At 64.1% G+C, this 11,968-nt stretch carries 13 protein-coding genes and 1 pseudogene; 10 read left to right on the top strand and 4 right to left on the bottom strand.

Translation table 11 applies throughout. The annotated features are described in order from the left end of the window. Positions 1-89 precede the first annotated feature (89 nt). The 7 genes from HY852_RS03285 to HY852_RS03255 all read left to right on the top strand — a co-directional run bounded on the left by HY852_RS03285 (position 90) and on the right by HY852_RS03255 (position 7,228). Positions 90-1,025 (top strand): alpha/beta hydrolase, encoded by a 936-nt coding sequence (locus tag HY852_RS03285; RefSeq protein WP_291602576.1) that lies wholly within the window; start codon positions 90-92, stop codon positions 1,023-1,025. A 257-nt stretch (positions 1,026-1,282) separates the two neighbouring features. Continuing rightward, positions 1,283-2,581, top strand: a complete 1,299-nt coding sequence (locus tag HY852_RS03280) for an O-acetylhomoserine aminocarboxypropyltransferase/cysteine synthase family protein (RefSeq protein WP_291602575.1) — start codon at positions 1,283-1,285, stop codon at positions 2,579-2,581. A gap of 12 nt (positions 2,582-2,593) precedes the next feature. After that, complete coding sequence (locus HY852_RS03275) at positions 2,594-3,598, top strand: homoserine O-succinyltransferase (protein WP_291602574.1); 1,005 nt, start codon at positions 2,594-2,596, stop codon at positions 3,596-3,598. A 141-nt stretch (positions 3,599-3,739) separates the two neighbouring features. Continuing rightward, positions 3,740-4,492: a polysaccharide deacetylase family protein gene (locus HY852_RS03270; RefSeq protein ID WP_291602572.1), complete on the top strand. Its 753-nt coding sequence runs from the start codon at positions 3,740-3,742 to the stop codon at positions 4,490-4,492. A gap of 89 nt (positions 4,493-4,581) precedes the next feature. Continuing rightward, positions 4,582-6,453: a DNA helicase RecQ gene (gene recQ, locus HY852_RS03265; RefSeq protein WP_291602570.1), complete on the top strand. Its 1,872-nt coding sequence runs from the start codon at positions 4,582-4,584 to the stop codon at positions 6,451-6,453. A gap of 342 nt (positions 6,454-6,795) precedes the next feature. Further along, positions 6,796-7,029 (top strand): hypothetical protein, encoded by a 234-nt coding sequence (locus HY852_RS03260; RefSeq protein ID WP_291602567.1) that lies wholly within the window; start codon positions 6,796-6,798, stop codon positions 7,027-7,029. 7 nt (positions 7,030-7,036) lie between these two features. Then, a complete protein-coding gene (locus HY852_RS03255) occupies positions 7,037-7,228 on the top strand; it encodes a hypothetical protein (RefSeq protein WP_291602565.1) in 192 nt (63 codons plus the stop codon). A gap of 27 nt (positions 7,229-7,255) precedes the next feature. Here HY852_RS03255 and HY852_RS03250 read toward each other — a convergent pair whose 3' ends face one another. Both HY852_RS03250 and HY852_RS03245 read right to left on the bottom strand, forming a co-directional pair. Then, complete coding sequence (locus HY852_RS03250; RefSeq protein ID WP_291602610.1) at positions 7,256-8,104, bottom strand: hypothetical protein; 849 nt, start codon at positions 8,102-8,104, stop codon at positions 7,256-7,258. Between the two features lie 115 nt (positions 8,105-8,219). Next, on the bottom strand, positions 8,220-8,372 hold the full coding sequence (locus HY852_RS03245) for a hypothetical protein (protein ID WP_291602564.1): 153 nt from the start codon (positions 8,370-8,372) through the stop codon (positions 8,220-8,222). On the opposite strand from HY852_RS03245, the pseudogene HY852_RS03240 reads away from it, so the two are divergent. Beyond that, positions 8,334-8,709, top strand: a pseudogene (locus HY852_RS03240) (DUF1214 domain-containing protein); the annotation flags it as partial. The gene HY852_RS03245 and the pseudogene HY852_RS03240 sit on opposite strands and share 39 nt — an antisense overlap. 125 nt (positions 8,710-8,834) lie before the next feature. After that, the gene (locus HY852_RS03235) at positions 8,835-9,089 is read left to right on the top strand and encodes a hypothetical protein (protein WP_291602562.1); all 255 of its coding nucleotides are present in this window, start codon (positions 8,835-8,837) and stop codon (positions 9,087-9,089) included. An 11-nt stretch (positions 9,090-9,100) separates the two neighbouring features. On the opposite strand, the gene HY852_RS03230 is transcribed toward HY852_RS03235, so the two are convergent. Then, on the bottom strand, positions 9,101-10,468 hold the full coding sequence (locus tag HY852_RS03230) for a globin-coupled sensor protein (protein WP_291602560.1): 1,368 nt from the start codon (positions 10,466-10,468) through the stop codon (positions 9,101-9,103). Positions 10,469-10,695: 227 nt separating this feature from the next. Between HY852_RS03230 and HY852_RS03225 the strand changes: the two genes are divergently transcribed. Further along, positions 10,696-11,409 carry a Crp/Fnr family transcriptional regulator gene (locus HY852_RS03225; protein ID WP_291602558.1) on the top strand — a complete coding sequence of 238 codons (714 nt, stop codon included), beginning with the start codon at positions 10,696-10,698 and terminating at the stop codon, positions 11,407-11,409. A gap of 26 nt (positions 11,410-11,435) precedes the next feature. On the opposite strand, the gene HY852_RS03220 is transcribed toward HY852_RS03225, so the two are convergent. After that, positions 11,436-11,891 (bottom strand): protoglobin domain-containing protein, encoded by a 456-nt coding sequence (locus tag HY852_RS03220; RefSeq protein WP_291602556.1) that lies wholly within the window; start codon positions 11,889-11,891, stop codon positions 11,436-11,438. Positions 11,892-11,968 lie beyond the last annotated feature (77 nt).

Raw genomic sequence — 11,968 nt, 5'->3', positions numbered from 1 at the left:
GCAGCACGGCAGCTTTACTCGCTCCGCCTTGGAGTGAAGTGAGTGTGCGCAGGACGTCTCCTCATGTTATAGAAAGGCGTGGAGTTCGCATGCCCCTCGATCCGCTTGCCAAACGTTTGTTGACCATAATGGCCGCGGCCACCCCTGCCGACCGGTCGCGGCCCAGCGTGGAGGCCCGTCGCCAGTCGCTTGCAAGACTGATGCAGTTTGCACGCGCGGAGGCCGCCGGCGTGAACGCCACGGATGGGACATTGCCCGGGCCCGGAGGCGAGATTCGCTACCGCGTCTATTCACCGGCGGACATGCCCGAGCACGCGCCGGGCTTCGTGTTCTTTCATGGCGGTGGTCTTGTCGCCGGCAGCATCGAAACCCATGACCGCATCGCCGCCGCGCTGGCGCATTCGACCGGCTGCCGCCTGATCTCGGTCGATTACCGGCTCGCGCCCGAGCACAAGTTCCCGGCCGCAGTGGAGGACGCCATTGCGGCGACCGAGTGGGTGGCGCGGGAAGCATCCTCGCTCGGGATCGATGCGAGCAGGCTGGTGGTCGGCGGCGACTCCGCGGGAGCAACGCTTGCCGCCGTCGTGTGCCAGGAGGCGCTGCAAAACGCGGGGCTTTCGCTGGTGGCGCAGTGCCTGATCTGCCCGGTCCTCAATTTCGAGGAGACCTCGCCGTCGCGGGAGGCTTTTGCGGAAAACCACCTCATCGACCGTTTTACCATTGAAGCCGATCTCGCCGACTACCTGCCCGATGACGCCGATCTCGCCGATCCGAAGATTTCGCCGCTGCGCGCCGCAAGGCTCGCGGGCCTGCCGCAGGCGATCATCCACACCGCCGAGTTCGATCCGATGCGGGACGAGGGCAATGCCTATGCGCGAAAGCTGCTCGCCGCCGGCGTCGCGGTGGAGCACATCTGCCACGAGGGCATGGTGCACAATTTCCACGCCATGGGCGCGCTTCTGCCGCAGGCGCAGCTGGTCCTGTCCCAGATCGGCGAGCAAGTCAGGCGCGCGGTGAAGTCGTGAGGCGCAAGGTCTTTAACCTCTCCCAAGTCGGAGCCCAAGTCGGGGAGAGGCTCCGACCGATGATGCGGCAGCAAATCATGAGGATCCCGTCATGCTTAAGAAATTCATCCAGATTTTAGCCAATTAACCAGCATCCGTTAGGGTTATTTCGTCGATCTCTACGCGAATTATTGCCCGCTTTACCCCCCGCCTCTAACACCTCAGCGTCGGATACCTGCATCGCCAAGAACGGTGCGAATCCGACGCAGAGGTGAACGATGCGCAACGAAACGATCGCTATTCACGCCGGCTACGAAGCGGATCCGACCACCAAGGCCGTCGCCGTTCCGATCTACCAGACCGCTGCTTACGCCTTCGACAGCGCCGATCACGGCGCGGCCCTGTTCAATCTCGAGGTCGAAGGCTTCCGTTACAGCCGCATTGCCAATCCGACCACCGCCGTTCTCGAAAAGCGCGTCAGTGAGCTGGAGGGCGGCGTCGGCGCGCTCGCGGTCGCGACCGGCCAGGCCGCGCTGCATTTCTCCTTTGTCAACGTCGCCGACCACGGCGGCAACATCGTTTCCGTGCCGCAGCTTTACGGCACCACGCACACTCTGCTTTCCCACATCCTGCCACGCCAGGGCATCGTCGGACGTTTTGCGATGAGCGACAGTGCGGACGCCATCGAAAGGCTGATCGACGAGGACACCAGGGCGGTGTTTGCCGAGACCATCGGCAATCCGGCCGGCAATGTCTGCGATATCGAGGCGCTGGCGAAAGTCGCGCATCGCAACGGCGTGCCGCTGATCGTCGACAACACGGTGGCGACCCCGATCCTGCTCAAACCCTTCGACTACGGCGCCGACATCGCGGTGCATTCGCTGACCAAGTTCATGGGCGGCCACGGCACGACGCTCGGCGGCATGATCGTCGACTCCGGACGCTTTGCCTGGGGCAAGCATGCCGACCGTTTCCCCGCCTTCAACAAGCCGGATGCTTCCTATCATGGCCTGGTCTATGCCGAACGCTTCGGGCCGAAAGCGTTCATCGAACGCGCGCGCAGCATCTACCAGCGCACCATGGGCGCGGTGCTGTCGCCGTTCAACGCCTTCCTGCTGCTGCAGGGCATCGAAACCGTGGCGCTGCGCATCGAGCGCCATGTCGAAAACGCCCGGAAGGTGGCGGAATTCCTGCGCGGCGACCCGCGCGTCGCCTGGGTCAACTACGCGGGCTTTCCGGACAGCCCGTATTACCCGCTCGTGCAAAAGTATCTGGGCGGCAACGCCTCCTCGCTCTTCACTTTCGGCATCAAGGGCGGGATGGAATCCGGCAAGACCTTCTACGACTCGCTGAAGCTGATCACCCGCCTTGTCAATATCGGCGACGCCAAGTCGCTCGCCTGCCATCCCGCCTCGACCACGCATCGGCAGATGTCGGCCGAGCAGCAGCGCACGGCCGGCGTGCTGCCGGAGACAATCCGGCTGTCCATCGGCATCGAGCACGTTGCCGACATCATCGAGGACATCGACCAGGCGCTGGCCCGGGCCTGCCCGTCCCGCCTCGAGGCCGCGGAGTAACCGAAATCCGCCATGCCCGTGCTGATCGACAAGGACCAGGGCATCTCCAGTCCCGCGCTCGCGCCGGGAGAGGACGAGTTCGCGCAGTCGCAACGATCCAGCATCGAACTGACCATCGGCCTCATCAACAACATGCCGGATCCGGCGCTGAAGGCGACCGAGCGGCAGTTCATGAGGCTGCTGCAGGCGGCAAGCGGCGGCAAGCGCGTGCGCTTTCACTGCTTCTCCCTGCCCTCGGTCGTCCGCTCGCCGGAGGCGCAATGGCATGTCGAGACGGAGTACAGCGACATCTCCGACCTCACCAGTTCCAGGCTCGACGGACTGATCGTCACCGGCGCCGAGCCGTTAGCCCCTCACCTGCCGCTGGAGCCGTTCTGGCGCGATCTCGTCGACATCGTCGACTGGGCCAAGGACAACACGCGTTCGACGATCTGGTCGTGCCTGGCCGCGCACGCGGCAGTGCTGCATCTGGACGGCATCGAGCGACGTCGGCTTCAAAGCAAGTGTTCCGGCATCTACGGCTGCGAACGGGTGTCGCACGACCCGCTGATCAGCTATGCGCCCGGGACGCTGAAAGTGCCGCACTCGCGGCTCAACGAAGTCACGGAAAGCGACCTGCTCGCGCGCGGCTATCAGGTGGTGACGCGGTCGAAGGACGCCGGCGTCGACATCTTCGTGCGGCAGTTCTCAAGCCGCTTTGTGTTTTTCCAGGGCCACCCCGAATACGACGCGCTGTCTTTGCAGCGCGAATATCTGCGCGACGTCGGCCGTTTTCTTTCGCGCGAGCGCGACGCCTATCCGGCCGTGCCGGCGAGCTATTTCGACGCGGCGACGGAGGACAGGCTCGCGCGCTTCGAGAAGCGGGCGAGGCACCAGCGCCATCCGGCGCTCGCGGCCGACCTGCCGGCGCTCACTCTTCGTTCCGATATTGCGGCCGGGACCGCCGCCGCCGTCCTTTTCAGGAACTGGCTCGATGACCTCGCCGAGGGCGCCGTTGCTGCGCTGCCCGCGCGATGAAGGCCGTCCAGCGTCGAGGCGGCGGGTTCCCGTTTAGGATAGTGCCGAACGGTGCTTGCCTGACCGCAATCGCAAATGGTTCGGTGACTTGAATTGCCGCTGGTGCTGAGCCGTCCACCCCGGTTCTCGAAAGTGAATGGAATGCGTTCGGTCTGGTCGGAAATCAAAGGTCGCGTCAGCAACCGGCTGGCACGCCATCTCGCGTCAACGCCGCTGCGCCTGCCGGACCTTGGGCCGATGGTCAGCTTCACCTTTGACGACGCGCCGGACAGCGCGGCCGAAACCGGCGCGCCGCTGCTGGAGGCTTTTGGCGGGCGCGGCACGTTCTACCTCGCCGGCTCGCTGGTCGACCAACCGTCCGACCACTGGCTCGGGATCAGCCGCGAGGCCATCCTGGCGCTTCACCACGGCGGCCACGAAATCGCCTGCCACACCTATTCGCACCGGCGCGCGGGCGAACTGGACGAGGCCGGCCTGGCCGCGGAGATCGAGAAGAACCGCGACTATTTCAACAGGCTTGATCCCTCGATCCGGCTGGAGAACTTCGCCTACCCCTTCGGCTTCGCCTCCCTGCCGCGAAAAATCCAGCTTACGAAGACCTTTCGCTCCTCGCGCGGCATCCAGCCCGGTGTCAACCGCGGCGTCATCGACCTGCAATTCCTTCACGCGATCCCGCTGATCGAGCACGATGCCACGCCGGACGATATCGACCGCGCCTTCGACCAGGCTGTCACAAGCAACGGCTGGCTGATCTTCTACAGCCACGACGTGACCAATCGCCCGAGCCCCTTCGGCTGCTCGCCGGCCTTCCTGCGCCATGCGCTGGAAAGAGCAGCCCGGCACAACATGCCGATCGTAACGGTGGCCGAAGCGCTGCGCCGCATCGGCGCATAGCCATTCAGCCGCTAACAGGCTTGTCACGACCGCGCCGGCGTGCGACTGGCCGGGGAGTTTTTGCTGCCCAGCTCCGGTCGGACAAGCCGATGCCACCTTCCTCCAGCACTCAAGCCTTCGACGCCGCGCGTGAGCGCGATGCCCTTTCCGTGCTGCATTCGGTGTTCGGGCTGCCCGGTTTTCGCGGCGCGCAGGAACAGATCGTCCGTCACGTCACGGCAGGCGGCAATTGCCTGGTGCTGATGCCGACCGGCGGCGGCAAGTCGCTATGCTATCAGTTGCCGGCGCTGCTGCGTGCGGGCTGCGGCATCGTCGTCTCGCCGCTGATCGCCCTGATGCGCGACCAGGTCGCGGGCCTGACCGAGTCCGGCGTCAACGCGGCGGTGCTGAACTCGACGCTGTCGGCGCAGGAGGCCTCCGAGGTGGAGCGGCGCCTGATGGCGGGTGACCTCGAACTGCTCTATGTCGCGCCCGAGCGGCTGGTGACACCGCGGTGCCTATCGCTGCTGGCGCAGGCCAGGATCGCCCTGTTTGCCATCGACGAGGCGCATTGCGTGTCGCAATGGGGCCACGACTTCCGCCCCGAATATGTTGCGCTTTCGGTAATCGTCGAACGCTTTCCCGATGTCCCGCGCATCGCGCTCACCGCGACCGCCGACGAACTGACTCGCAAGGAGATCGTCGAGCGCCTGTCGCTCTCGGGCGCGCCGCAATTCGTGTCGAGCTTCGACCGGCCGAACATCCGCTACGAGATCGTCGACAAGCGCAATCCGGTGGCGCAACTCAAGGAATTCATCCGCGAGCGCCATTCGGGTGACGCCGGGATCGTCTATTGCTTGAGCCGCAACCGCGTGGAAGAGGTCGCTCGAGCGCTCGACGACGCCGGCATTCCCGCCCTGCCTTATCACGCGGGCCTGGAGGCGAGCGTGCGCGCGCGGAACCAGGATCGCTTCCTCAACGAGGACGGCATCCTCATTGTCGCCACCATCGCCTTCGGCATGGGCATCGACAAGCCGGACGTCCGCTTTGTCGCGCATCTCGATTTGCCCAGGAGCATCGAGGCCTATTACCAGGAGACCGGCCGGGCGGGGCGCGACGGCAGCCCCTCGAGCGCCTGGATGGCCTACGGCCTCTCCGACATCGTGCAGCAGCGCCGCATGATCGATGAATCCGCCGCGTCCGACGCGTTCAAGCGCGTGTCCATCGGCAAGCTCGATGCGCTGGTCGGCTTTGCCGAGACGGCTACCTGCCGGCGCAAACGACTGCTCGCCTATTTCGGCGAGACGTTGAAGACGGACAAGTGCGGCAACTGTGACAACTGCCTCACGCCGCCGCAGATGCGCGACGGCAAGATTCTGGCGCAAAAGCTCCTGTCCTGCGTCTATCGCACCGGGCAGCGCTTCGGCGCCATGCACCTGATCGACGTTCTGGTAGGTCGGTTGACGGAGCGCGTCACGCAGTTCGGGCACGACAAGCTGTCCGTGTTCGGTGTCGGGCGCGAGCTCAACGAGAAGCAATGGCGCGTGGTGCTGCGGCAATTGGCGGCTATGGGGCATTTGCGCAGCGACAGCGAGGCTTTTGGCGCGCTGAAGCTGACCGACTCCGCGCGCGGCGTGCTGCGCGGCGAGACCGAGGTCTGGTTGCGCGAGGAAGCACCGCATGCGCGCATACGCGCCAGCCGGACCAAATCGCGCCGCGGCGATCTCGCGCCTGCGCCCGCGCCTCCGCAGGGCGATATCGACCCCGAGCTCCGCGCACGACTACGGGCGTGGCGCTCGGAAGTGGCGCGTCAACGCGGCGTGCCAGCCTATGTGGTGCTGCACGATTCCACCATCGACGGCATCGTGCGCGCGTGGCCAACGACGCTCGACGAGCTACGGAACGTACCGGGAATCGGCGACAAGAAGCTGGAGCACTATGGCGAGGAACTCTTGCGGCTGGTGCGGGCGCGCGGCGAGTAGGGGCGGGCTTCGCGAAGAAGAGGCCGAGCAGCACGGCCTCAGGAAGGACTGCGGCGGCAGAATCACACCCTATCGCTCATCAGCCGAGCGGCTCGTCGCGCTGCTCGGCGTACGACAGGCCCGGCCCTTTGTCGTCATAAAGGCAGTCGCCGACAGGCGCCTTGGGTTTGATCGCAGCGGGAACTTCAGGGGTTCCGCAACAAGTTCCGCGGCCAGGCGCGATGTGATCGGCGTCGCTGACCAACCCCGTAGCTGTCCTTAAGTGAACCATCCGAATTTCGCAGCAGGACGCGCGCTGCTAACGATACCGGGATCAAGCTCGCTCACCGCAGGAGACGGAACATGACGCAGGTTCATTTTCGTTGCAGCAACGCCCAGGGCGAGTTCATCGACCCGCGCAGCACCGCGATTGCCGATCTCGCCGAACTGCGCGACCACGCCAGCTCCCTCGTACGCTCGCTCGTCATGAAACCCGGCAAGGAAGACTGGCGCGACTGGTGCCTGTTCGTCGCCGATGACCTCGGCGAATTAATTCTTGTCGTGCCGTTCGCCTCCGTGCTCGGCAAGCCGCATTGAGGGGGCCATGTCACTCACTCATCCATCATCAATTCCGCTTCGCCCGGCCCTGGCGGCAGTGAAGATGAAATGCCTCCGGCTGATCCATATGGCCTGCGATACCTATCGGCCCGAGCTTCACTATATGCGCGGACCCGGCCCGAAATGGCACGCCAAGCATCTGACTGGCCGCAGCACCTTCTCGACGCACGGCGCATGACGACGCCGCTGGCGCGAGACAGGCAGGTTAGTTGCGAACCGCATAAAGCGGTGTTCTGACCGTCAACTGATAGGCCGGTTTCGGCAACCACATGATCTCCGCGGTCACCCCGAACAGGCGATTGTCGTTGTCGTCCATGCGATCGAGATCGAGCCGGACGACGGGCTGGGTGAACGGCCGGATCGGCGTGAGGTTGAGAAGCTGCGCGCCTTCAAAGGACTGCACGCCGACGCGGCCCGTGAACTTCCAGTTATTCGGCCATTGATAGTAGCCGCCGACATAGCCGATCGTGTTCGGGTTGATTCTTACCAGCGGACTGCCGACATTCGCATGCGTGAATTGAGCGCCCGCGAGCAAGCCTCGGGTTTCGTCCTCGTCGAGGGCGTAGTCGAACTCGATGATGTTGTTGAACGAAGTCGTGGTCAGCGGCCCGTTGGGGATCGACTGGGTGAGCGTCGATTGCAGTGTCACGGTCGGAAAGATCCCGCCGTTCTGCTGGTAGAGATCCGCCTGAAAACCGATATTCCAGCTCGTGACCTGAAACGACGACCAGCCGCTGCTTCCAAACTCGGTCGAACTGCCGGAAACCCCGCCATACAGCGAGACGGCATCGGTGACGTCGACCGTGAACGGAAAATCGACGTTGAGAGTCTTTGTCGCCGGCAGGCCGGTCGGAAGGGCCACCCCACTGGTTGTCGCGAGCGTTTGCAGGGCGTTGAACAGTATCGGACGGCCGAAGCCGAAGGCCAGCGTTCCCGCGGGCACCTGCGAATAGCTGGTTCGGAGGTCGAGATACAGGTTCGGGAAAGAAGACTTCCCGGCGCCGTCCTCGTCGGGATCTGCGCCGAAGGCACCTGCCGTCGGGCACATCGCCATGACGAGCCCTGCCGCGAGGATCGATCGACGGGCGGCGGCCATTTCGCTTCCAACAACACCCGGCACGCCGTCCTCCACGCGGGCGGTCGCGGATACGACACCCGCCTGCATGCTGTCATGAGTTGCGCCATTTTGTCCACGCCACCAGATGATCGCCGTTGACCTGCATGAACGTCTTGTTCCGCTGTCGGATCAGGCATTCTCCGCCCAATAAGGGACCAAGCCATGCAGCGACGGCGACGGCAAGCCGCTCGACGGCGGCAAACATGACTACACGCTGACCTTGGCGGCCGGCCAGCGCCGCCGGTGAATGTGTTCTGGTCGGTCACCATGTACGACGGCAAGACCCAGCTCCTGATCAAGAACCCGATCGACCGCTACCTGATCAACTCGCCGATGCTGACGGACATGAAAAAGAATCCGGACGGCTCGCTGACGATCTGCATCCAGAACAAATCGCCGGGCAAGGACAAGGAGACGAACTGGCTGCCGGCGCCGAGCGGTCCCATCGATCTTTTGATGCGACTGTACTGGCCGAAGACGGAACCACCGTCTATCCTCCGCCCGGTGAAGGCACGTGGACGCCACCTGCGGTCAAGCGAGTCCAGGTCCGGTTCAGGAGCCGGCGCGGCCAGCAGGAACAGGGGCCGGCGCGTGCAGTGCGACCGGTGAGACCGGCGCTCTGCGGCGCCTGCGACCTGTCGCGACAGGAGAATGAAAGGATGGAGGAATGAGGACGTCACGCCGTACTCTGCTTGCCGGTCTCGCGGCACTGGTTGCCGGTCCCGCTGCCGCGCATACATCGTCGGCCGGCCCCACTGTGGATATCCAGGAGGCCACGGTTGCCGAGGAGAGCATCGCGAGGATCATCGCAGCAGCCCACGTCCGCGACCATCAGGGCATGCGACGGCCTGATCGTTGCGCCGACGCCCATTGGCGGGACTATGTCGACGCGGCCAGAGCCGTGCTTGACGCCAGAACCTGAAGCGGCGCGCGTCACGCCACCCTGATCGCAGCAAAGAACTCCTCGGCGCGCGCGCGCAGCGCGACGGATTGCTGCGCGAGCTCGTCGGCCGTGCCGAGAAGGCGCGCGGCCGTCTGCCCGGTTTCCGAGGCGGCCTGGCTGACCCCCGTGATGTTGCAGGAGACCTGCTGCGTGCCCTCAGCCGCGTCCTGGATGTTGCGCGCGATCTCCGTCGTCGCCACCCCCTGCTGCTCGACGGCTGCCGCGATCGCGGTGGCGATCTCGTTGACCTTCGCGATCGTGGTCCCGATCTCGTGCACCGCCGTAACCGACCGTGTCGTCGCGTCCTGGATGGAGCCGATCTGCTCGCCGATTTCGCCGGTTGCCTTTGCGGTCTGCTCCGCCAGCGCCTTGACCTCGGATGCCACCACGGCAAAGCCGCGGCCGGCTTCGCCAGCGCGCGCCGCTTCGATCGTCGCATTGAGCGCAAGGAGGTTGGTCTGCGCCGCGATGGTGTTGATCAATTCGATGACGTCGCCGATCCGCTGCGCGGCCTTTGCGAGCTCCTGAATGGCATCGCCGGATCGCGCCGCCTGGTCGACCGCGATTCCGGTAATCCTCGTCGATTCCGACACCTGACGGCCGATCTCTCTGATTGAAGTGCTGAGTTCTTCGGTGGCGGCCGCGATAGCCTGCACGTTGGTCGATGCCTCCTCGGAGGCCGAGGCCACCGTCGCCGACTGCTGCGTGGATTGCTCGGCGCTTGCCGCGAGCGTGTTGGCCGCGCCCTGCATGTTGGTCGCGCTCTCGCTGACGGTTGCCAGTCCTGCCTTCATCTGGCCGTCGAACTCGACGATCGCCGTGCTGACCTTCTCCTGCCGTCTCTGCCGCTCCGCCAGCATCGCCTCCTGGTAGACCGAAATCGCGAGGTCCATGTCCAGCATGACGGCGCGATTGACCGCGACTATCGTCTCGGAGAGGCGCTGCGGTCGCCAACGACAATTGGCGATCGCAAGCTCGACCAAACGGCCGAGCACGAAATTGTAGCCGCCGATGTACCAGCGCGGCTCCAGGCCGATCTTGTTGTGCACGAGGCCGATCGAGCGGACCCCCTGCATGTACTCGTGGTCGAAGCGGCCGTTGAACAAGCGCGCCCAATGCGCGCCTTGTGCCTTTTTCAGCCGTGGCATGTCATTGCCAATCAGACGCGCGAGGGAAGGCTCCCCGGTTACGTGATCGTAAAAACCTTCGAGAATGCCCGGAAGCTTCGGCTCGACGATCTTCCAGAACTCGCGCAACACTTCACCGGTCCGGGGCTCGATGCCCATGAAATGCAGCCGGACTTCGCGATCGTGCCCGTAACGGTCCGACTCTGCGCCGGCAGCTATGGTCGAGGACATTTTTCTTCACCTTGGCAAGCAATTTGGGGGATGAAAGAAGAAATCAGAGAACCAAAATTCGTTGACTACCTGCGAGAGTTACGCACATATCCTGCACCTGCGAATTCTTCTCATTTCCAGTTAACATCGCATCGCCAAGGGTTGATGCAGGTTGTTAACCTGGATCAAGGGGCTTGGGAGTGACGCCGCAGCGGCGCGGGCGTCAGGGGTGGCGGGCAAAGAGAACTATGAAGAACATTTCGCCCTGCGCATCGTGCCCCCGCTACGGCGTGGGCTTTTGCGACGCGGTATTGGGGAGGACTGGTGCGATCGCTTCCGGCGCAGCCGGCGGCTGGCAACATCATCGTGTCGTTCCGGCCGGCAGGCAGATCGTCGCGCGCAACCAGGCATCGCCGGATCTTTTCGTGCTGTGCAACGGCTGGGGTTTTCGGTTCCTGCAATTGGCGGACGGACGCCGGCAAATCCTCGGTTTTCTGCTGCCCGGCGACCTTTTCTCGGTGGCTTCGGTATTCGAGGAGCGCTTTCATTTCTCCGTCAAGGCGTTGACCGATGTCCAGATCAGCACGATGCGGCGCACGGAGGTCCAATCCCGCCTTGCGGCCGACCCGACCATCGTCATGGCGCTGGCCGAGACCTGCTCGAGCGAGGCGAGATGCGGCGATGAGATGATCGCCGCCCTCGGTCAGTATTCTGCGGAGGAGCGCATCGCATTCCTGCTGCTGAACCTGACGGAGCGAATCGCGGCCCGCAATGTCATCCGCGAACAGCAGTATCCCTTCCCCTTGCGCCAGCAGCACGTCGCCGACGCGGTCGGGCTGACGGCTGTTCATGTCAGCCGTGTTCTCGGCGTCTTTCGGGATCGCCGCGTGGTCGAAATGTCGAATGGCGTGCTGAAGGTCCACGATGTGGCCGAGCTCAAACGGCTGGGTTCGCTGAGTTGATGCGGCGCACACAGCCGTCAGCTTCGCTACTCGATCAGGATACAAGTGTAGGATGACAGCGAAATCGCCATGTCCAGCGCCAGGTACTTGTTGAGCGTTGTTATCGCTTGCGCTTTCGAATTGCGCGGCAGACGCGCGCGAAAGAGCTCGGCCGAAAGCTCATTCTTCATCCTGGCATAGCCGACGACGTGCCACTTCGAATGGAGACCCATCTCGTAGTGTTGGATCCCGATCAGGGATGCACTGCGGAAATAGTCCTCGTCGAAACGGCTTTCGAACAGGTTCTTCCAGTGCCGGGTGTGCGTTGTCTTGAGGTGCTCGACCGTCTGCGCCGTCCGTTCCGGCTCGACGGTGAACGGACCGACGCCGGCGTAAAACGCGTCGATCAGGTCGCCCATTCGTGGCTCGATCAGTGGCCAGATTTCCGTCGCGATCCGGCGCGAACGGGAATCGATATCGAGAAAATCGATGAGCGCTTCCATCTTAGTCACAACTCGTCCCGCCTGCGGATGAGGACTGTTCACGGCTCGCCGAGGCTAGTCAGCGGGAGTTAACGACC

The organism is Bradyrhizobium sp., from assembly GCF_016213215.1.
Taxonomy (GTDB): Bacteria; Pseudomonadota; Alphaproteobacteria; order Rhizobiales; family Xanthobacteraceae; genus Bradyrhizobium.
This window is presented reverse-complemented; position numbering and strand designations above follow the sequence as displayed.

Coding starts and splice junctions, on each gene's coding strand:
- HY852_RS03280 (WP_291602575.1), top strand. CDS start 1,283: ATGCGCAACGAAACGATCGCTATTCACGCCGGCTACGAAGCGGATCCG.
- HY852_RS03245 (WP_291602564.1), bottom strand. CDS start 8,372: ATGTTTGCCGCCGTCGAGCGGCTTGCCGTCGCCGTCGCTGCATGGCTT.
- HY852_RS03270 (WP_291602572.1), top strand. CDS start 3,740: ATGCGTTCGGTCTGGTCGGAAATCAAAGGTCGCGTCAGCAACCGGCTG.
- recQ (WP_291602570.1), top strand. CDS start 4,582: ATGCCACCTTCCTCCAGCACTCAAGCCTTCGACGCCGCGCGTGAGCGC.
- HY852_RS03255 (WP_291602565.1), top strand. CDS start 7,037: ATGTCACTCACTCATCCATCATCAATTCCGCTTCGCCCGGCCCTGGCG.
- HY852_RS03250 (WP_291602610.1), bottom strand. CDS start 8,104: ATGGCGATGTGCCCGACGGCAGGTGCCTTCGGCGCAGATCCCGACGAG.
- HY852_RS03260 (WP_291602567.1), top strand. CDS start 6,796: ATGACGCAGGTTCATTTTCGTTGCAGCAACGCCCAGGGCGAGTTCATC.
- HY852_RS03275 (WP_291602574.1), top strand. CDS start 2,594: ATGCCCGTGCTGATCGACAAGGACCAGGGCATCTCCAGTCCCGCGCTC.
- HY852_RS03235 (WP_291602562.1), top strand. CDS start 8,835: ATGAGGACGTCACGCCGTACTCTGCTTGCCGGTCTCGCGGCACTGGTT.
- HY852_RS03225 (WP_291602558.1), top strand. CDS start 10,696: ATGAAGAACATTTCGCCCTGCGCATCGTGCCCCCGCTACGGCGTGGGC.
- HY852_RS03230 (WP_291602560.1), bottom strand. CDS start 10,468: ATGTCCTCGACCATAGCTGCCGGCGCAGAGTCGGACCGTTACGGGCAC.
- HY852_RS03220 (WP_291602556.1), bottom strand. CDS start 11,891: ATGGAAGCGCTCATCGATTTTCTCGATATCGATTCCCGTTCGCGCCGG.
- HY852_RS03285 (WP_291602576.1), top strand. CDS start 90: ATGCCCCTCGATCCGCTTGCCAAACGTTTGTTGACCATAATGGCCGCG.